Raw genomic sequence first — 18,890 nt, forward strand, 5'->3', positions numbered from 1 at the left:
TCAAATGCATTTGAAATAGTCGAACGGCTCCAGGCACTCACGGCAGCGGTACAGCGCCTTGCACGCGGTGGAGCCGAACTGGCTGAGCAATTCGGTATGGGCGCTGCCGCACTGGGGGCAGCACACCTGCGGCGCGTCACCAAGCAGGCTGCGCTTGCTGGTGCTGCCTTGCGGTGGGGCGATGCCGTAAGCGCGTAGGCGTTCACGGCCCAGCGCACTGATCCAGTCGGTGCTCCACGCTGGGGTCAGCCGCCGCTCCAGGTCCGGCGCGGCAAAGCCCGCCTGCTCCAGTGCCTGGCGGATATCGCCTTCGATCACTTCGGTGGCCGGGCAGCCCGAGTAAGTCGGGGTTACCACCAGGTGCAAGTGGCCGGCGCGCCAATCCAGGTCGCGGACAATGCCCAGGTCAACCACGCTGACCACGGGCACTTCCGGGTCCATGACTTGGGCCAGGACCTCCCAGGCCCGGGCCAGGTCATCGCCGCGTGGCGCCCGCGCACCACGGTCGCCGGTAATCAGCTCACCAGGTTGCATCGGGGTAGGCCCTTGGCAGGAACTGCATCTCGGCCAGCAGCAGGCCCAGGTGCTCGGTGTGCAAGCCTTTGCGACCGTCCAGGTAGAAGTGGCTGGCAGCCTTGGGCAGCGGCAGCTCGACCGAATCGAAAGTCTCGCTCACCTGTTGCAGCCAGGCAGCCCCCACGGCGGCCGGATCGGCAGCAATACCGGCTTCGGCCAGTTGCACTTCGTTGTCGCTGGCGGCCGTCAGTTCGACGGTGAAGCGCCACAATGCCGGAACCGCGGCGAGCATGCGCTGGCGGCTTTCTTCGGTACCGCCGCCCAGGCGCTGCACCCACTCGCTGGAGCGGCGCAGGTGGTAAGTGACTTCCTTGAGGGCCTTGGCGGCGATACCGGCGATACGTTCATCGCAGGAACCGGCCAGGCCCTTCAGCACGGCAAAGTGCCAGGCGTCGTAAAGGAACTGCTTGGTCATGGTCACGGCGAAATCGCCGTTGGGCTGCTCGACCAACAGCAGGTTGCGGTAGGCCCGCTGGTCCCGGCCAAAGGCCAAGGCGTCGGCGTCCCGGCCGTCGTCCAGCAGCTGGGCTGCGTATTCCAGCCAGTTGCGCGCCTGGCCGACCAGGTCGAGGCCAACGTTCATCAGGGCCAGTTCTTCTTCAATGGCCGGGGCGTGGCCACACCATTCGCACAGGCGCTGGCCTTGAACGAGGGCGCTGTCGCCAAGCAGCAGCAGGTAGGGGATAAGGGCTTCGTTGTGCATGGCCAACCTCACATGTGTCCGACTTCGTCGGGCAGCTCGTAAAAGCTGGCGTGGCGGTAAACCTTGTCATCCGACGGGGCGAACAGCGGGTCTTTTTCGTCAGGGGACGAGGCGGTGATCAGTGCCGAAGGTACCACCCACAGGCTGACGCCTTCGCTGCGGCGGGTGTACAGCTCACGGGCATTTTCGATGGCCATGGCAGCATCGGCGGCGTGAACGCTGCCAACGTGCTTGTGGTTAAGGCCGTGCTTGCTGCGCACGAACACTTCGTAGAGGGTCCAGACAGACATTTTCGATCTCCGCATCAATCGCCGCTCAGGCGGCGTTCTTGTTCTGTTGCTTGCGCGCGTAGGCCACGGCGGCCTCGCGAACCCAGGCGCCGTCCTCGATGGCTTTGCGCCGGGTGGCGACACGTTCCTGGTTGCACGGGCCGTTGCCCTTGAGCACTTCGTAGAACTCGTCCCACTGGATTGCGCCGAAGTCGTAGTGACCGCGTTCGGCGTTCCACTTCAGCTCAGGGTCAGGGGCGGTGCAGCCGAGCAACTCCAGTTGCGGCACGGTCTGGTCGATGAAGCGCTGGCGCAGTTCGTCGTTGGTCTGGCGCTTGATCTTCCAGGCCATGGACTGGGCGCTGTTGGGGGAGTGTTCGTCGCTGGGGCCGAACATCATCAGCGAAGGCCACCACAGGCGGTTGATGGCGTCCTGCACCATGTCCCGCTGGGCCTGGGTGCCGTGACGCATCATGGTCAGGAGCATTTCGTAGCCCTGGCGCTGGTGGAAGCTCTCTTCCTTGCAGATACGGATCATGGCGCGGGAGTAAGGGCCGTAGGAGGTGCGTTGCAACACCACCTGGTTGACGATGGCGGCGCCATCCACCAGCCAGCCCACTGCGCCCATGTCGGCCCAGCTGAGGGTGGGGTAGTTGAAGATGCTCGAGTATTTGGCCTTGCCGCTGTGCAGCTTGGCGATTTCTTCGTCACGGTCGGCGCCCAGGGTTTCCATGGCGCTGTACAGGTACAGGCCGTGGCCGGCTTCGTCCTGGATCTTGGCCATCAGTTGCAGCTTGCGCTTGAGGCTGGGGGCGCGGGTGACCCAGTTGCCTTCTGGCAGCATGCCGACGATTTCCGAATGGGCGTGCTGGGAGATCTGCCGGATCAGGGTCTGGCGGTAAGCCTCGGGCATCCAGTTCTTGGCTTCGATCTTGATTTCGGCGTCGATCTTTTCCTGGAAGTTGCGCTCTTCGGGCGACATCTCTTCCAGCGCCTTGACGCGCTTGACTCCGGTTTCCACTAGCTGTGCGTACATGTTCTGTGACTCCTGCTAAGGTATGAGTCATTTGTAAGCGATACAAAACATAACGTCAAACTGTTTTATGTGTATCAAATAAGATTTGTGTATCGCTTTACCGGCCTCTTCGCGGGCTCGCCCGCTCCCACAGGGACCGCACAGCCCGGAATTCACATGAATTCCTGTGGGAGCGGGCGCGCCCGCGAAGAGGCCGGCCGCAAAAATGCAAAAAAAAGCCCCGGACAATGCCGGGGCCGAAAAGGCAGCCGAACGAATCAGCTGGCCAACCGTTTGTCGTACACGTGGCAAGCCTTGCCCTCGGAGCGCTTGAGCGTGCCGCACGGCTGCAGGTGCACCTGGGTGCTGATGCCGATATAGGTCTTGATCTGCCTGGTCAGCTCCCCGGTCAGCAGCTTGCGCTGTGCCTCATCCAGGTGCTGGCATTCTGCGCGCAGCTCAACGTGCACCTCGACACTGTCCAGGTTGCCATTGCGATACAGGTGTATCTCATAAAGCTCGGAAAGCTGTTTTATTTTTAACACCTGTTCCTCGATCTGGGTCGGGAACACGTTGACCCCGCGAATGATCAGCATGTCATCACTGCGGCCGGTGATCTTGCCAATGCGCCGCATCGGCCTGGCGGTGCCGGGCAGCAGGCGCGTGAGGTCGCGGGTGCGGTAGCGCACCATCGGCAGCGCTTCCTTGCTCAGCGAGGTGAACACCAGCTCGCCCAGCTGGCCGTCTGGCAGAACCGCTCCGGTAACCGGGTCGATGATCTCGGGGTAGAAGTGGTCTTCCCAGATGGTCGGGCCGTCTTTGGTCTCGATGCACTCCATCGCTACCCCAGGGCCCATGATTTCCGACAGGCCATAAATGTCGAGGGCATTGATACCCAGGCGCTGCTCGATTGAGCGGCGCAGCTCGTCGGTCCACGGTTCGGCACCGAAAATGCCCAGCCGCAGCTTGAGGTTGTGCGGGTCGATGCCCTGGCGCTCGATCTCGTCGGCCAGGTTGAGCATGTAGGACGGGGTGACCATGATGATGTCTGGCTGGAAGTCGCGAATCAGCTGCACCTGCTTCTCGGTCTGGCCGCCGGACATCGGGATTACCGTACAACCCAGGCGCTCGGCGCCGTAATGCGCGCCAAGGCCGCCCGTGAAAAGCCCATAGCCGTAGGAGACATGCACCTTGTCACCTTTTCGTCCACCGGCCGCGCGGATCGAGCGGGCGACGACATTGGCCCAGGTGTCGATGTCATTCTGCGTATAGCCGACCACCGTCGGTTTGCCAGTGGTGCCGCTGGAGGCATGCAGGCGCACCACCTCTTCCTGAGGCACGGCGAACATCCCGTAGGGGTAGTTGTCACGCAGGTCGTTCTTGCCGGTGAAGGGGAATTTCGCCAGGTCTTCCAGGCTTTTGAGGTCGTCGGGGTGGGCGCCGCACTCGGCAAAGCGCTGGCGGTACAGCGGCACGTTGTCGTAGGCGTGCTTAAGGCTCCAGCGCAGGCGCTCCAGCTGGTGCTGGCGCAGGGCATCGACACTGGCAGTTTCCATCGGGTCCAGCAGGGCACGATCGGCATCATGGTACATGTTCATGGCTTCACTCGAATTGTTCTTGTACGCCGCACGGCAGCGGTTGCGGGCCGTGCGGTGAGTGTCATGAGCGCAGCATATACGGCTGCGTTCGGTTCGGTAACAGGCGGATGGCCCGATCCGCTCAGAGGCGTTCGATGACCATGGCGATGCCTTGGCCAACCCCGATGCACATGGTGCACAGGGCATAGCGCCCGGCGGTTTCTTCCAGCTCGTGCAGGGCCGTGGTGACCAGGCGGGCACCGCTCATGCCCAGCGGATGGCCCAGGGCAATGGCACCGCCGTTGCGGTTGACCCGGGGGTCGTCGTCGGCCAGGCCCAGCTCGCGCAATACGGCCAGGCCTTGGGCGGCAAAGGCCTCATTGAGCTCGATGACGTCCAGGTCGGCCAGCGACAACCCTGTAAGTTCCAGTACCTTGCGGGTTGCCGGCACCGGGCCGATGCCCATCAGCCGCGGTTCGACCCCGGCTACAGCCATGCCGACGATACGGCCGCGGGCCTTGAGGCCATGACGGCGGGCGGCGGCACTGCTGGCAAGCAACAAGGCACACGCGCCGTCGTTGACGCCGGATGCGTTGCCTGCAGTGACACTGCCGCCTTCGCGGAACGGGGTGCCGAGGCGGGCCAGTTGCTCCAGCGTGGTATCCCCGCGAGGGTGTTCGTCATGCTCGACCACCTTGGCCGGGCCTTTGCGCTGGGGGATCTCGAGCGGCACGATTTCCTGCGCCAGGCGACCGCGCGCCTGGGCGGCTGCGGCCTTGTGCTGGCTGCGCAAGGCAAAAGCGTCCTGGTCGGCGCGTGAGATGTTGAATTGCTCGGCGACATTCTCGGCCGTTTCCGGCATTGAATCGGTGCCGTATAGGGCCTTCATCTGTGGGTTGACGAAACGCCAGCCGATGGTGGTGTCGTACAGCTCGGCCGAACGCCCGAACGCCTGCTCCGACTTGCCCATCACGAACGGTGCGCGCGACATCGATTCCACACCGCCGGCCAGCATCAACCCGGCTTCACCGCAGCGCAGGGCGCGGGCAGCGTTGCCGATGGCGTCCAGGCCGGAGCCGCACAGGCGGTTGATGGTGGTGCCCGGCACCTCGATCGGCAAGCCGGCGAGCAAACTGGCCATGTGCGCCACATTGCGATTGTCTTCGCCGGCCTGGTTGGCACAGCCGAGGATGACGTCATCGACGGCCTTCCAGTCCAGCTCAGGGTGGCGCTGGATCAACGCCTTGAGCGGGATGGCGGCGAGGTCATCGGCACGCACGCCGCTCAGGGCCCCGGCGTAGCGGCCAATGGGGGTGCGCACGGCATCAATGATCAAGGCATCGGCCAGGGTGTTGTCAGTCATCTTGGGTCTCCTGCGCCAGCACAGTGCCGCGCACTTTGTAGGATTTGCCGTGGAACATCGCCACCAGCTCACCGCGCTGGTTCTGAATGCGCACGTCGTAAAGGCCGGTGCGCCCTTTGCGGCTGACCTCACTGGCGTCGGCAGTAAGCACGTCATCGCGCAGCGCTGGCGCCAGGTAATCAATGCTGCAGCCAAGCGCCACCGTGGCCTGGTCGTAGCTGTTACAGGCAAAGGCAAACGCCGAGTCGGCGAGGGCAAACAGGAAGCCGCCATGGCAGGTGCCATGGCCCTGGATCATGTCGGCACGCACGGGCATGCGCAGGCATGCCCGGCCAGGGCCGGCATCCAGCAGGCTGATGCCCAGGCCCTGGGTGGCCTGATCGCGGGCGTACATGGCGTCGGCACAGGCTTGTGCCAGTTCCACTTCAGTCATGCAGGGTGCCTCCTTTGGCTTCGCAGCGGCGTAACAGCAGGGAAGGGCGGTAGCGGCTTTCGCCGTAGCTGCGCTGTAGGTTGTCGAGCACGCGCAGGGTATGCGCGATGCCAATCTTTGCCGCCCAGGCCAAGGGCCCGCACGGGTAGTTGACACCTGCACGCATGGCCAGGTCGATGTCGGCAGCGCTGCCAACGCCCTGTAGCACCGCATCAGCGGCTTCGTTGGCGAGCATTGCCACGGTGCGCAACACCACAAGGCCCGGCAGGTCTGCAACAGCGGTCACCTTGAAGCCGGCGCGCTGCAGCAGCGCCACGGCCTGGTCGCGGGCGCTGTCGGTGGTATCGGCAGACCAGCTGACGGCTATGCGCGTGGCGGTGCTGTAATCCAGGGCGAGGTCAAGCAGCACCAGGTTGCGCAGGCCATCTTCACGGGCGCGCTGGCTGGCGAGGCGGCCATCGGACAGCGCCAGCGTGGCATCGCCGACATGAATCAGGCCGCTACCGGCGCGCTGGGTCATGGCAATACCGTTCTGGCGCAGGCGTTCGACCAGAGGCTGCAGCACACCCAGGTGCCCCTCGATGACGCAGGTTTCGGCGCTGGCGTCGCTGTGCAGTTCGGCCGGCGCCGGGCGCTCGGCGCCTTCTTTGTAGCTATAAAAGCCTTGGCCAGTCTTGCGGCCCAGGCGGCCGGCATCCACCAGTTCTTTTTGCACCAGTGAAGGCTGGAAGCGGAAATCCCCATAGAACGCATCGAACACCGAGCAGGTGACGGCGTAGTTGACGTCGTGCCCAATCAGGTCGGTGAGTTCGAAAGCGCCCATGCGAAATCCGCCAGCATCGCGCAGCAACGCGTCCAGGCTGGCACAATCGGCTGCACCTTCCTGCAACAGGCGCAGGCTTTCAGCATAGAAAGGTCGCGCCACACGGTTGACGATAAAGCCCGGCGTAGAGCGCGTGTGCACCGGCTGTTTGCCCCAGGCCTGTGCGGTATCGTAGATACACGCGGCCACGGCGGGAGCGGTTGCCAGCCCCGATACCACTTCAACCAACGCCATCAATGGTGCCGGGTTGAAGAAATGCATGCCAACCACTTGCTGCGGGCGAGCCAGGCCAGCAGCGAGGCTGGTGATGGACAGCGACGACGTGTTGCTGGCGATGATGCAGTCGGCCCCGCACAGGGCTTCGAGCTGACTGAACAGCGCCTGCTTGACCTGCAGGTTTTCGACGATGGCTTCGATCACCAGGCCGGCATCAGCCAGCGCTTCGAAGGTGTCGACCGGGCACAACCGTAGGCTGATCAGTTCCCGGTCAGCGGCCTGTAACTTGCCTTTTTCCACGAGCCGGGCGAGCTGCCGGTCAATGCCGGCCACAGCCTGGGCAGCAGCACCGGGGCGGTTGTCATAGAGTTTCACCGGGTGACCGGCCTGGGCGGCGACCTGGGCAATACCAGCGCCCATGGCACCGGCACCGATCACCGCAACCTGCACATTGCTTGCGAGCGCGCTCATGTTCAGCACCCCTTGAATGCTGGCGTGCGCTTGTTCATGAAGGCGCTTACGCCCTCACGGTAATCTTCGCTGCGGCCCGCCAGGCGCTGAAGGTCACGCTCCAGCTCCAGCTGCTGATCGAACCCGTTGTCAAAGCTGGCGTTGAGGCTGCGCTTGATCAGGGCCAGGCCATAGGTAGGTTGTGTGGCAAGCTGGCGGGCGAGGGCGAGGGCTTCGTCACGCAGTGCAGCATCGTCCACCACGCGGTGGATCAGCCCCCATTGCTGGGCCTGTTCGGCGCCCAGGCGCTCACCCAGCATGGCCAGAGCCTTGGCCCTGGCCATGCCGACCAGGCGTGGCAGCAGCCAGGTACCGCCAGAGTCCGGCACCAGGCCGATCTTGCAGAAGGCCTGGATGAAGCTGGCCGAACGGGCGGCCAGCACCAGGTCACAGGCCAGCGGGATATTGGCACCCGCACCGGCTGCGACGCCGTTGACTGCACAGATCACCGGCAACGGCAGGTCGCGCAGGGTGCGCACCAGCGGGTTGTAGAACTTGTCGATGGATTCGCCCAGGTCGGGCATATCGGCGCCCGGCGCCACATTGCGGTCGGACAGGTCCTGCCCCGCGCAAAAGCCACGGCCTTCGCCAGTCAACAGCAGCACCCGCACCTCGCCGTTCTGGCGCACTTGCTTGAGTGCCTCGCGCACTTCCAGGTGCATGGCGGTGTTGAAGCTGTTCAGTTGCTCGGGGCGGTTCAACGAGAGCAGGGCAACGCCTTGCTCGATGGAAAACAGGATGTGCTGGAAAGTCATGACAGACTCGCTCCGTCAGTCGAGGGGGTAATGATCAGCGGCCCTGGAAACGGGCCTGGCGCTTTTCCTGAAAGGCCTGAATGCCTTCGTTGCGGTCGGCGGTGCCGGCCAGCAAGGTGAATGCATGGCGCTCGAAGCGCAGTCCAGTGGCCAGGTCGGTATCGCCGGCCTTGAGTAGTGTCTCCTTGGCCAGGCGTACGGCGAGCGGCGCCTTGGCGGCGATACTGCGCGCAACCTGCATGGCGCGCTCCACAGTGAGTTCGGGCTCGGTGATTTCGCTGACCAGGCCGGCCTGCAGGGCGTGGCGGGCAGTGATGGCTTCGCCGGTCAGCACCATCTGCATGGCCAGAGGCTTACCTACAGCCCGCAACAGGCGCTGGGTGCCGCCTGCGCCAGGGATGATGCCCAGGTTGATTTCTGGCTGGCCGAAACGGGCGTCGGTGCCGGCAATGACAATGTCGGCGCACATCACCAGTTCGCAACCACCGCCCAAGGCGTAACCGTTGACTGCCGCAATCAGCGGCTTGGCGAATGCGGCAATGCGTTGCCAGTGAGCTACACGAGGGTCATTGAGGATGCCGACCATATCGCGCTCGGCCATCTCGCGAATATCCGCACCTGCAGCGAACGCCTTGCGGCTGCCGGTAATCACTACGGCGCCAGCCTGGTCATCCTGGGCGGCCGCATCCAGCGCAGCAGCCAGCTCTTCCAGTAACCCGGTGCACAGGGCGTTGAGTGCCTCGGGCCGTTGCAGGGTTATGAGCTGGACACCGTTTTCTGGCACCTGCACATCGAGATATCGCGGCATGTCGGGTTCCTCTGGCTGCACGCACGGCACGTCGTGGGGCCGGCATTTCTTGGAATTGTTTGCAGGGGCGCGGTGCTGGACCGCGACCAGGTGAGGCCAGTATATGCACTAAGCGATACATGTTAGCAAGCTAGATGTTTGTTTCGTGTATCTCATGAATTGATCATGGTATTTGTGGGCATGGAGAAATCTAAGTAGGTGAAAGGATTAATCTCTGACATTTCACCTATTTTTACCAGGTTTGTCACGCGTTCCTGGTCACTATGAAAGCGATACACAATTGACGAGTATTAACGTTGTGATACAAGATCGCTTGGCATCTCTAATCATTTCAGGAGCTTTGCCATGCCTTGCTATCGACTGGACGGCCTGACGCCCGTAGTACATCCGACTGCCTACGTGCACCCCAGCGCAGTGCTGATCGGCGATGTCATTGTCGGCCCACGTTGCTACATAGGCCCGCTCGCGTCACTGCGAGGGGATTTCGGCCGAATCGTGCTGGAGGAGGGTGCCAACCTGCAGGATACGTGCGTAATGCATGGCTTTCCGGGAGGCGACACGGTCGTGGAGCGCAACGGGCATGTTGGCCATGGTGCCGTGCTGCATGGCTGCCGGGTGGGTGAAGACGCCTTGATCGGCATGAACGCGGTGGTTATGGACGGAGCCCATGTGGCGCCACGCTGCATCGTCGCAGCCACCGCGTTCGTCAAAGCCGGCTTTGAATGCGAGGTGCAAAGCCTGGTGATGGGTTCACCTGCCCAGGTGAAACGGCGGCTGAGCGAGCAGGAGCTAGCCTGGAAACAGCGCGGCACTGCGCAGTACCAGCACCTGGCCCAACGCTGCATGAACACCATGGTCGAATGCCCACCACTGGCCGAAGCCGAACCGCAGCGGCCGCGCATGGAAGATACCGGCGTCAGGCCCAAAGGCCAGGTAACCGCATGAGTGCTGTAGCGTCACGCAATGGCCAGGCGGCCCGCCGCACAGGTATAGTCGGTGCTTTCTCCGCGCACAGTTCGCCCATGAGCAATCTTGTCCCACTGAACAACCTGATCACTCGCTTCCAGGAACAGACCCCGATCCGTGCCAGCTCCCTGATCATCACCTTGTATGGCGATGCCATCGAACCCCATGGCGGGACCGTCTGGCTGGGTAGCCTCATCAACCTGCTGGAGCCGATCGGTATCAATGAGCGGTTGATCCGCACGTCGATCTTTCGCCTGACCAAAGAAGGTTGGCTCACTGCTGAAAAAGTGGGGCGGCGTAGCTATTACAGCCTGACGGGCACCGGCCGCCGACGCTTCGAAAAGGCCTTCAAACGTGTCTACAGCCAGAGCCAACCGGCCTGGGATGGCACCTGGACGCTGGTGCTGCTGTCGCAACTCGAGGCCGGCAAACGCAAGGCTGTGCGTGAGGAACTGGAATGGCAGGGGTTTGGCGTCATGGCGCCAAACCTGCTGGGCTGCCCACGGGCCGACCGGGCCGACCTGGCTGCCACGCTACGCGATCTGGAGGCCAGCGACGACAGCATCGTCTTTGAAACCCACACCCAGGAGGTGCTCGCTTCCAAAGCCATGCGCGCCCAGGTGCGGGAAAGCTGGCGTATCGAGGAACTGGGGCAGCAGTACAGCGAGTTCATCCAGCTGTTCAGGCCGCTGTGGCAGGGTTTGAAAGAGCAGCAGCAGCTCGATGCGCAGGATTGCTTCCTGGCGCGCACACTGCTGATCCATGAGTACAGGCGCTTGCTGTTGCGCGACCCGCAACTGCCGGATGAGTTGCTGCCAGGGGATTGGGAGGGAAGGGCTGCGCGACAGTTGTGCCGCAATCTTTATCGGCTGGTGTTTGCCAAGGCAGAAGAATGGCTGAACGCGGCACTGGAGACGGCGGATGGGCCTTTGCCGGATGTTAGCGAGGGCTTCTATAGGCGTTTTGGCGGGCTTTCCTGATGCATTTAATACTAACCGTCGTTGATCTTATCGGATTTAATATCAACCTTCGTGCACATTAAACTGAAAAATCTATGCGTAATGTGTGCTATCGTTAACCTTAAATCAATTAGTGTTAACGATGGTGACCATTATGCCCGGCTACTTTCCAGTCGCATGCGCCGATACACTCAATAAAATCGGGCTTCTGGTGAAGGCACGCCGACTTACCCTAGGCCTGCGCCAGGCCGATCTCAAGGCAGCCATCGACGTTTCGGCGCATACGCTTCGCAAGATCGAGAGCGGCTCTGAGCTGGTGGATCTGCGTTCGTTCATGCTGGTGCTATGGCGGCTGGGCATCAGCGATACGGTGTTCTCATCGCTGGAGGACCTGGAAACAAGCTCTCAGATCACCCGCTTTACCACCGATGACGATGTACATCAGGGCATCGCGGCCAGGCGCGTGCGGTTGGCGAAACCCAAGCCCGAGGAGTTCTGATGTCCCGCGCCTACATTTATATGGAGCACCCGGAAACAGGTGAGGTCGTGACCCTGGGCCGGCTCACGCTCAAGGGCAAGTTGGGCGAGTTCCTGTATGCCCCTGATCAGGTGGCACGTGGAGGCTGGGTACCCGACCCGATCAACTACCCGCTGCGTCGCGAAGCTTACTCAGGTATTTCCAAAAACCGCGGAGTACCTGGCTTCATCAACGACGCCATGCCCGATGGTTGGGGTGAACGTTTGCTGCACCGCGCGTATGGCCAGGAATTGGGCACGATCGACTTTCTGCTCAAGTCACCAAACAACGACCGGGTAGGCAACCTGATGGCCGGCAGTGCTACAACCCCTGCCGAAGGTATCGGCGAGGGTGCGATCCCGAACCTGAAGGGCCTGGCAAAGTTCATTGCTGCTTGCGAAGCGGTGTATGACGGGCAAATTGACCGTGAGTCGGCCGCCACGCTGAATATCCGTCAACAACGTTCCGCATTAGGTGGCGCACGACCGAAACGCACCCTTCAGGACAACGGGATGCTCATTCTGGCCAAGCCACGTGATCGATTTGATCATTACGACTTACCGACAATCGAGTATGCGTGTATGACATTTGCGGCGGGGAAGGGCATCAATGTGGCGCGCACCGCACTGCATGCTGAAAGCCCGTCCACTTTGCTGATTGAACGCTTTGACCGTACACCGATTGCCGAGGGGGCGCGGCGCATCCCAATGCTCAGCGGCCTGACCTTGCTTGATTCTGAGTGGAATGGCCCGCACCACAGAGATTGGCGCTATGCCGCCATGGCAGACGAGATGCGTCGGCGGGGCGTACCAGACGCCGACTTGCAAGAGCTGTTCAAGCGCATGTGCTACAACGCCTTGGCAGGCAACTCCGATGATCACCCGCGTAACCATGCCGTAATCTGGGTTGGCGGGAAGTGGCGACTTTCTCCGATGTACGACGTGTTACCCATGCTTGATGAGGGACCTGCTAAAGCCTTGGCCATGTCGGTTGGTCGCGAGGGCAGCCAGGTCAGCCGGGGCAACCTGCTTAGCCACCATGCACATTTTGCTCTTGCAAGAGATCAGGCCGAACAACTTCTTGAAGAGGTCGCGGGCTGGGAACTGGAATTGAAAGATCATTACGCGCAATTCCTCTCAGGTGCCGACTTGGACATGGCCTGTGATGCAGCCAGCTCAGCGCGCATGATGAGGTGAATAGCGGCATGCTTTTATAACTACGCTAAATGACTATTTAGTGTAGTTATTAGCAGAACGCAGCAAAAACATGTATAAACCAAGCCAAAAACACCGGATTTCATTGTAATCCCGCAATTCAAGCTACCGCCGCTTGCTTGAATGGAGCAGGCGGCGGGCTTTCGATGCTCAATAACCAGTCGCAGTAGCGGGCCACGCCTTGCTGGACTGTCAACGTCGGTGCCTTGTAACCGGCAGCGCGCAAGCGCTCCAGGTCGGCACAGGTGTAGCACTGGTATTTGCCACGCAAATGATCAGGGAACTCGCTGTACTCGAGCAAACCCTCAAGCAAGGCTACCTCAAACGAGATTGGCAGTTGATCTTGTTGCTCGCGCAGTCGATTGATTACTGCCAAAGCCACGTCATTAAAGGGCTGGGCGCGACCGCTGCCAACATTGAAAATCCCGCTCAAGTGAGGGTTGTCGAGGAAGAACATATTGACCTTGACCACATCATCAACAGAGACGAAGTCTCGCGGATGGCCACCGCCGGGATAGTCACCATAACTGCCAAAAAGGCTGACTTTTCCGTGGGCCTGGTACTGGCTGAAGCAGTGCAGAGCCACGGACGCCATCGCACCTTTATGCTGTTCATGGGGGCCGTAAACATTGAAATAGCGCAGGCCCACGATCTGGCTGCGTGCGCCAGCCAACTGCCGGCGCACCTGTTGATCGAACAGGAACTTGGAATAGCCGTAGACGTTCAGCGGGCGTTCACAGTCGCGCTGTTCGCAAAAATCCCGTCCTGCACCGTAAACCGCTGCCGATGATGCATATAGCAACGGAATCTGCTGCTGTTGAGCCGCTGTTAGCAACTCACGACTGAATCGGTAGTTGTTATCCATCATGAAACGGCCATCAGCTTCGACGGTGCTCGAACACGCACCTTGGTGCAGCACGGCGCGCACCTTGCCAAACTGGCCACGACCAAAACGCTCGAGAAAGTCGTCTTTGTCCAGGTAGTCGGCAATGTCGCTGTCGGCCAGATTACGGAATTTATCGCCATCGGTCAGGTCGTCGACGGCGATAATCTCAGATTCATTTCTTTCGTTAAGCGCCTGGACGAGATTGCTACCGATGAATCCAGCCGCGCCGGTGACGATGATGGTCATGCCAGAATCCCCGTAAGGAAGCGGAGCCTGCATTTTAATCAAGTTAAAATGAGGCAACGTTAACCTGGGTCAACGACCGGGCCGGTTTTGATGAATGGAGGGCTTGGGCTGGCTTCAAATCTGGCTGGCCATGGGTTCATGCTGAAATACGAATTGGCGCATAATGAGTATTATGTTAAATCTGATATTGAGCGCAACCTGTCCGCCATGTCAAGTCGCACGATCCTATGTTAATTCACGCTGTAGCCGTTGCGAAACACGGACACTCCTACCCCTAAAACCCCCGCAACCCAAAGCCCACAAGGCCTCCAGCGTCTTGGGGTTGCTTCCGAACGCCGAAAAACCTCAGAAATGCGGACACATATGCCTTTGAGTGCCTTCCGCAAACCCCTGAATCCATTGGGGCTCGTCAAAGAACGCTCGTTTGAACCGTTGCTCCGGTTTTCTGTGCTATCTGGACACTGAATAATCTGCGGGATTTGCAAAATCCCCCCTGCAAGCCAGTAAATCCAACGCCTCCAGGTTTTTTTGCACCTAATACGGACGCTTTCCTGGGCTCACGCCGAACCCCATAATCAGGACACTTTCCTTATTTTCAACGCTCAACGAGCCACAGCCCCCATGTCAAATACACGCCCCCTGTGGCCCGCAAAGAGACGCAACGCCAAGCAGATAAGCGCCCCAAGCCACGGGCTCCGGGCCTCACAGCAGTCCCCTCGATGTCGATCCTGGATTCAGCTCCTTGGAAACCGCTTAGCAGCAAAGCTTTCGCACAGCTCATCCACGAACGACGCTGCGAGCCGTTTTCCCGAGAGCGCAACGATAATGCGGACACTTTCCAAAGCCCGCCCTGAGCAACCACCAGGCGGGATCCCCGATTTTGCTGCCTTTGGTGTAATTTGCGGTCAATGCGGACACTTTCCGAAATCGACCTGCACGACAATAATGCAGACACTTTCGTATTAATAAGCTTTTAATGTGGACACTTTCGGGGGGGGGGGGGGGGGCGAAATGGACATTGGGGTGACGAAGCGTATTTATACCTATATTGCCACTTCACGCCTGTGATTAGACAGCCTTAAAGAGCCTTCCTCATCCTGCAAACAATATAGAGGAAATTCGCATAGTTCCTTAAGTCCTGCACCCGAAGGTGGCCCCTGAAGCGGAAGCAACAATATTCTTATAAACCGAGATTTATCTGAGCGGCAGGCACTACCAATGTCTGACGCTGCCAGATGCAAATTGCTCATATATGACGCAGTCGGGCAAATCCATAACTCCGAATATGGCCTAGTGCGTTTCTTGTCATATGTCAAGCAAGCATGATAGTCACTGACGGGTGGTGTCGATGGGCTCAAAATTTGTCAAGGTTGCGGCCGGCCAAACTTGGCGCTACTATCCGGCAATTCCCATTAACTATGGCCAGTCGATTGAAGTGAGTGATTGAAGCGGGCGGTGCAGGAAGTGAAAACTTCCTAAAACAGCCAGATTAGGAAGTTTCAATTGCTGACGTCGACCGGCCTTATACGGTATGTAAGATGACCTGCAATCCCCGGCCCATATTTGAATCTCACAGTGATTTCGTTGATCAAGATTTCACTGTAGGCCGGCCATCGATCGCCAGCGTAGCGCGATTTTTGGAAGGCTTTGCTCCCGAACTCAAGGCCATTCCAGGGTTCCTGGCCATCAGGGGCTATCTGAGGTGTTATGCCGACAACGCGCTTACATACAGCACGTACCGAGGCCACGTTGAGCGGCTATTTCTCTGGGCGCTGATCGTCCGCCAGAAGCCTGTGCACGAGTTGAAACGGCTTGATGCCGAAGCGTATCTTGAGTTTTGCAAGCACCCGCCAGCCGCTTGGGTTGGGCCAGTCATTCGTAATCGGTTCATTTCAGAAGATGCTTTAAGTAGTGCTGATCAGCCACCGGGTCTAGAATTAGCGGCCAACCCCAAATGGAAGCCTTTCACACTGCGCGCCCCGAAACAAAATCGCAGCCTAAGTGAAAGTTTTGTGGACAATTCGTCGACCGACTATCACTCATCAACCGGTAGCATGAGCAATGTATTTAAGATTGCAAACGGCTTCTGTGAATATCTAGTGGAAGAAGAAATCACTAGTTCGAATCCGTTTCGCAAGGTTACTAAAAAGGGGCAGTACAGTTCATCTCAGCTAGAACCCAGCACTTCTCGGGCGTTAACCCCTTTGCAATGGGATTATGTGATTGATACTGCAGAATCCATGGCCGCTGCTGACCCAAGAAAACATGAGCGCACCCTATTCGTGCTCGTTACGATGTTTAGCATGTATTTGCGCATATCGGACATCGTAGGGCGTACAAACTGGCAGCCCACCATGGGGGACTTTCGTCTAGATGCTGATGGGAACTGGTGGTTCCATGTTGTGGGTAAGGGCAACAAGTCCGGAAAAATCGCAGTGCGTGATGAGTATGTAACGAAGTATCTCACAAGGTACCGTACTTTCATTGGACTGAGTCCATTGCATACTTATCAGGAGAAAACTCCACTCCTGAAAACGCTGAGCGGTCGCCCAGGCCTCTCGGATCGACAGGTGCGCGCCCTCCTCCAAACCGTTTTTGATCAAGCGCTCGTCAGAATGCGTGAAGAAGGACGTGAGCCTTATGAAATGGACAGCCTGCGCGTAGCATCATCGCACTGGCTACGTCATACCTCGGCGACCTTTGATGCGCCGTTCAGAAACGCGAAGGATCTCCAGTACGACCTGAGGCATTCCAACCTGGCGACTACCCAGAACACTTACTACCACTCACATGATCAAGAGCGAGCGCGGTCGGTCAAGCACTTAGGAACGCGAGACAGAGGTTGATGCTGCGCTGCCCTGCTCTTGCGTCACCATCTTGATACTACTAATCACAGCGTCAACAGTAGTGCCCGGGCGTCTCCCTGCGTGAGCTTCAGCGTACCGTTAGCCGGGGCGGCGGAAAACGGCCTGAGCGTTGATACCTACCCTTGATGTCCGCCAAGCCCTGGCCCGCGATAGCATCGTGGGCAAAAGGGCCAATTCGAGATCACTTCTGATTGCGACCATGCTGGCAGAAGCTTTGCCATCAAGCGCTTTGAGTGTGTGAGACACCCAGCGCATCGATGCATCAAGATCGCCGTTACACAAGCTTTTAGCTGCCTCGAGCACTTCTAGGTAACGGTCGTGTTGACCAAGGGACAAAGTGCTCATGTGAAAGCGTGCTCCGCTTTGGCTATGCCTCACGCCGGACGTGTGCCTGCGTCGAGCTGTGATTATTGTCGATTGCTTGGCGAGCGTCTGCTGCCATTTGCGATGCTAGCGCGTAACGAGTCTGCATGAGTTCGTGCCCTCTTCGCCTGATCTACAGCTGCTCGAGCGGTACGCATTTGATCTGCATCTTCCGATGCCTTCGCTTCTTTGACGGCTCGTCGCGCCTTCATCAGTACGTGCACCAGGTGCTGACGCTCCTCATCAGATAGCGCGGGATTGCTGCAGCGCCATATCTGCCCTTTGACTACGAAGTAGCGACCGTCTGGTGTCTTATGGTGCATCAAGCAGATCTCGTGAGCTGATGCTTCAAAGACACCTCAGATGGCTCGCAAGCTGCACAGGAGTGATACACGGATCGCTACATGGAGTTTATCGTCAATCGATGAAGCGCTTGAAGCCACGCAGTCTCAATGAGCGAGATGGAGGTGGTGAGTCGTCATCAGTCCTTTGGGGTACATTTGTGCTCTTTCGGTACTCCGATCTCCAAGCCCCTGAAAACCTCGGCTCATGACTAGGGAAAGCATGCAGGTGAGGCGCTTTGTTCGCGATCACGTATTGCGGTGAAACCAGACGCAGCAACTCCTGAGGGCTGGGCACGGCCTGCGGCACGGCTGTCGTGAACCAAGCCCCGACTGCGTCTGGGTCTCGGCCCTCCGGGCTTCCATCCTCGTGCTCGCGCGCTCCGCTTGCCTCATGACTTCACTTCGGAATGCCTGAGCAGACATCATGCGATGTGTTGCGGCGAGGCTTGCTCCATGTGCACCATGAAATGAAACAATAATAATAAAGGCCGCAACCATGAACTCCGTTTTCGCCTTCATCCCGCAGCAGATTGGTGCCTCAGACGCTCCGCAATCTAGTGAGAAACTGGACAGCCAAGTGGTATCGATTTTCCAGGCAATTGGCATATCCTATTCGATCCTGGACAGAATGATTGCCCACGACGCCGGCTGTGCGAATGCAGCTGCAGAGTTCTTCGTTACAACGCTTATGAAGGACGGTTGGTCATGGAACACATCGAACCGGTTAGTGACAGAGACCGACTGGCAGCACCGGATGTATCGAGCATGGAGCTTTTTGAACGCCGAGAACCGCGGGATCGCAGCGGCGCTCGACTATGAGGTGTACCAAAACTATTGGCTAAATCTGGAATTTTGCGCGGATGGGTTTGAAGGGAAGATGGAGCGTTGGATCGCCGGGGCTTGAATCGACCATTGGCGACGGTTGCGTTGCGCTAGTCTGCAGCATCCTGCCGTTCCGAGGGCCTAGTACTGGCATGCTTCGGGTCGGCAGTGTTCTGAACTGCACGACTCAGCGCCAACTGCTCTTGCATCCATTGGCCTGCCAATTTGAACTCCTGCATCATGTCCGTGAACTCTTTTTCAGTCAGAGCTCTGGGAATATCTGGCCTCAAGGCGCCCCCTCCAAGCAACGAACCGATTGGGAGCAGGATACTTGATTTTCAGACCGGCATCGCATCCGCTGTGGCACATCGCCTTGGTGCAGTCGGCGGGAAAACTAAGCTATAGCTTAGATTCTCTAGCCAATCGTGACAAAAACCGCAAAAATTAAAGTAAACCTTAGATTTTAGATCCCGACCTTAGGCTCTGTACGAAAAGAGATGTCGCAAACACCGCATGGAACAAGCCAATGAGACCATGGCGGCATAACTTTTTGCGAGCTTGTCGAAGCGTGTCACGATCCTGCGGTTCTCTTTCAGCCAGCCAAACATGCGCTCGATGATGTTGCGCTGTCGGTATTTGGGCCGATCGAACAGCCTGG

At 59.3% G+C, this 18,890-nt stretch carries 18 protein-coding genes and 1 pseudogene; 6 read left to right on the forward strand and 13 right to left on the reverse strand.

Annotated elements, in window-relative coordinates; translation table 11 throughout:
- The 10 genes from paaD to paaF all read right to left on the reverse strand — a co-directional run bounded on the left by paaD (position 1) and on the right by paaF (position 9,048).
- Entirely contained in the window at positions 1 to 534 is a 534-nt protein-coding gene (gene paaD / locus ACIQUI_RS20010; RefSeq protein ID WP_403201940.1) for a 1,2-phenylacetyl-CoA epoxidase subunit PaaD, read from the reverse strand.
- Positions 521 to 1,279, reverse strand: coding sequence for a 1,2-phenylacetyl-CoA epoxidase subunit PaaC (gene paaC / locus ACIQUI_RS20015; protein WP_403201943.1), 759 nt, complete (start codon positions 1,277 to 1,279; stop codon positions 521 to 523). Before paaC ends, paaD begins: the two co-directional genes overlap by 14 nt.
- 8 nt (positions 1,280 to 1,287) lie before the next feature.
- Positions 1,288 to 1,569 carry a 1,2-phenylacetyl-CoA epoxidase subunit PaaB gene (gene paaB, locus ACIQUI_RS20020; RefSeq protein ID WP_004374528.1) on the reverse strand — a complete coding sequence of 94 codons (282 nt, stop codon included), beginning with the start codon at positions 1,567 to 1,569 and terminating at the stop codon, positions 1,288 to 1,290.
- A gap of 25 nt (positions 1,570 to 1,594) precedes the next feature.
- Positions 1,595 to 2,584, reverse strand: a complete 990-nt coding sequence (gene paaA, locus ACIQUI_RS20025; RefSeq protein ID WP_403201947.1) for a 1,2-phenylacetyl-CoA epoxidase subunit PaaA — start codon at positions 2,582 to 2,584, stop codon at positions 1,595 to 1,597.
- A gap of 257 nt (positions 2,585 to 2,841) precedes the next feature.
- Positions 2,842 to 4,161, reverse strand: a complete 1,320-nt coding sequence (paaK, locus tag ACIQUI_RS20030) for a phenylacetate--CoA ligase PaaK (RefSeq protein WP_403201950.1) — start codon at positions 4,159 to 4,161, stop codon at positions 2,842 to 2,844.
- 121 nt (positions 4,162 to 4,282) lie between these two features.
- Entirely contained in the window at positions 4,283 to 5,503 is a 1,221-nt protein-coding gene (gene pcaF, locus ACIQUI_RS20035; protein WP_403201953.1) for a 3-oxoadipyl-CoA thiolase, read from the reverse strand.
- A complete protein-coding gene (paaI, locus tag ACIQUI_RS20040) occupies positions 5,496 to 5,936 on the reverse strand; it encodes a hydroxyphenylacetyl-CoA thioesterase PaaI (protein ID WP_403201956.1) in 441 nt (146 codons plus the stop codon). Before paaI ends, pcaF begins: the two co-directional genes overlap by 8 nt.
- Entirely contained in the window at positions 5,929 to 7,446 is a 1,518-nt protein-coding gene (gene paaH / locus ACIQUI_RS20045) for a 3-hydroxyacyl-CoA dehydrogenase PaaH (RefSeq protein WP_403201959.1), read from the reverse strand. Before paaH ends, paaI begins: the two co-directional genes overlap by 8 nt.
- Before the next feature lie 2 nt (positions 7,447 to 7,448).
- Positions 7,449 to 8,240 (reverse strand): 2-(1,2-epoxy-1,2-dihydrophenyl)acetyl-CoA isomerase PaaG, encoded by a 792-nt coding sequence (paaG, locus tag ACIQUI_RS20050; protein WP_403201962.1) that lies wholly within the window; start codon positions 8,238 to 8,240, stop codon positions 7,449 to 7,451.
- A gap of 34 nt (positions 8,241 to 8,274) precedes the next feature.
- A complete protein-coding gene (gene paaF, locus ACIQUI_RS20055; RefSeq protein ID WP_403201965.1) occupies positions 8,275 to 9,048 on the reverse strand; it encodes a 2,3-dehydroadipyl-CoA hydratase PaaF in 774 nt (257 codons plus the stop codon).
- 345 nt (positions 9,049 to 9,393) lie between these two features.
- Between paaF and paaY the strand changes: the two genes are divergently transcribed.
- From paaY to ACIQUI_RS20075, 4 genes are all read left to right on the forward strand, one after another.
- The gene (paaY, locus tag ACIQUI_RS20060) at positions 9,394 to 9,993 is read left to right on the forward strand and encodes a phenylacetic acid degradation protein PaaY (protein WP_403201968.1); all 600 of its coding nucleotides are present in this window, start codon (positions 9,394 to 9,396) and stop codon (positions 9,991 to 9,993) included.
- A gap of 77 nt (positions 9,994 to 10,070) precedes the next feature.
- Positions 10,071 to 10,994 (forward strand): phenylacetic acid degradation operon negative regulatory protein PaaX, encoded by a 924-nt coding sequence (gene paaX, locus ACIQUI_RS20065; RefSeq protein WP_403201971.1) that lies wholly within the window; start codon positions 10,071 to 10,073, stop codon positions 10,992 to 10,994.
- Positions 10,995 to 11,127: 133 nt separating this feature from the next.
- Entirely contained in the window at positions 11,128 to 11,472 is a 345-nt protein-coding gene (locus ACIQUI_RS20070; RefSeq protein ID WP_403201974.1) for a transcriptional regulator, read from the forward strand.
- On the forward strand, positions 11,472 to 12,686 hold the full coding sequence (locus tag ACIQUI_RS20075; RefSeq protein WP_403201976.1) for a type II toxin-antitoxin system HipA family toxin: 1,215 nt from the start codon (positions 11,472 to 11,474) through the stop codon (positions 12,684 to 12,686). Before ACIQUI_RS20070 ends, ACIQUI_RS20075 begins: the two co-directional genes overlap by 1 nt.
- A gap of 118 nt (positions 12,687 to 12,804) precedes the next feature.
- Here the strand turns inward: ACIQUI_RS20075 and rfaD are convergent, their stop codons facing one another.
- Positions 12,805 to 13,836, reverse strand: coding sequence for an ADP-glyceromanno-heptose 6-epimerase (rfaD, locus tag ACIQUI_RS20080; protein WP_403201978.1), 1,032 nt, complete (start codon positions 13,834 to 13,836; stop codon positions 12,805 to 12,807).
- Between the two features lie 1,538 nt (positions 13,837 to 15,374).
- Here rfaD and ACIQUI_RS20085 point away from each other — a divergent pair.
- On the forward strand, positions 15,375 to 16,682 hold the full coding sequence (locus tag ACIQUI_RS20085) for a tyrosine-type recombinase/integrase (RefSeq protein ID WP_403201981.1): 1,308 nt from the start codon (positions 15,375 to 15,377) through the stop codon (positions 16,680 to 16,682).
- Between the two features lie 500 nt (positions 16,683 to 17,182).
- Here the strand turns inward: ACIQUI_RS20085 and ACIQUI_RS20090 are convergent.
- Positions 17,183 to 17,389: pseudogene (locus ACIQUI_RS20090) on the reverse strand (hypothetical protein); the annotation flags it as partial.
- A 517-nt stretch (positions 17,390 to 17,906) separates the two neighbouring features.
- Here ACIQUI_RS20090 and ACIQUI_RS20095 point away from each other — a divergent pair.
- Positions 17,907 to 18,314 carry a hypothetical protein gene (locus tag ACIQUI_RS20095; protein WP_312934166.1) on the forward strand — a complete coding sequence of 136 codons (408 nt, stop codon included), beginning with the start codon at positions 17,907 to 17,909 and terminating at the stop codon, positions 18,312 to 18,314.
- Between the two features lie 394 nt (positions 18,315 to 18,708).
- On the opposite strand, the gene ACIQUI_RS20100 is transcribed toward ACIQUI_RS20095, so the two are convergent.
- A partial coding sequence (locus tag ACIQUI_RS20100; protein WP_403201985.1) for a transposase occupies positions 18,709 to 18,890 on the reverse strand: 182 nt, incomplete at its 5' end.

Origin of the sequence: Pseudomonas sp. NPDC090592 (genome assembly GCF_044769185.1) — a bacterium.
In the GTDB taxonomy this organism is placed as follows: Bacteria; Pseudomonadota; Gammaproteobacteria; order Pseudomonadales; family Pseudomonadaceae; genus Aquipseudomonas.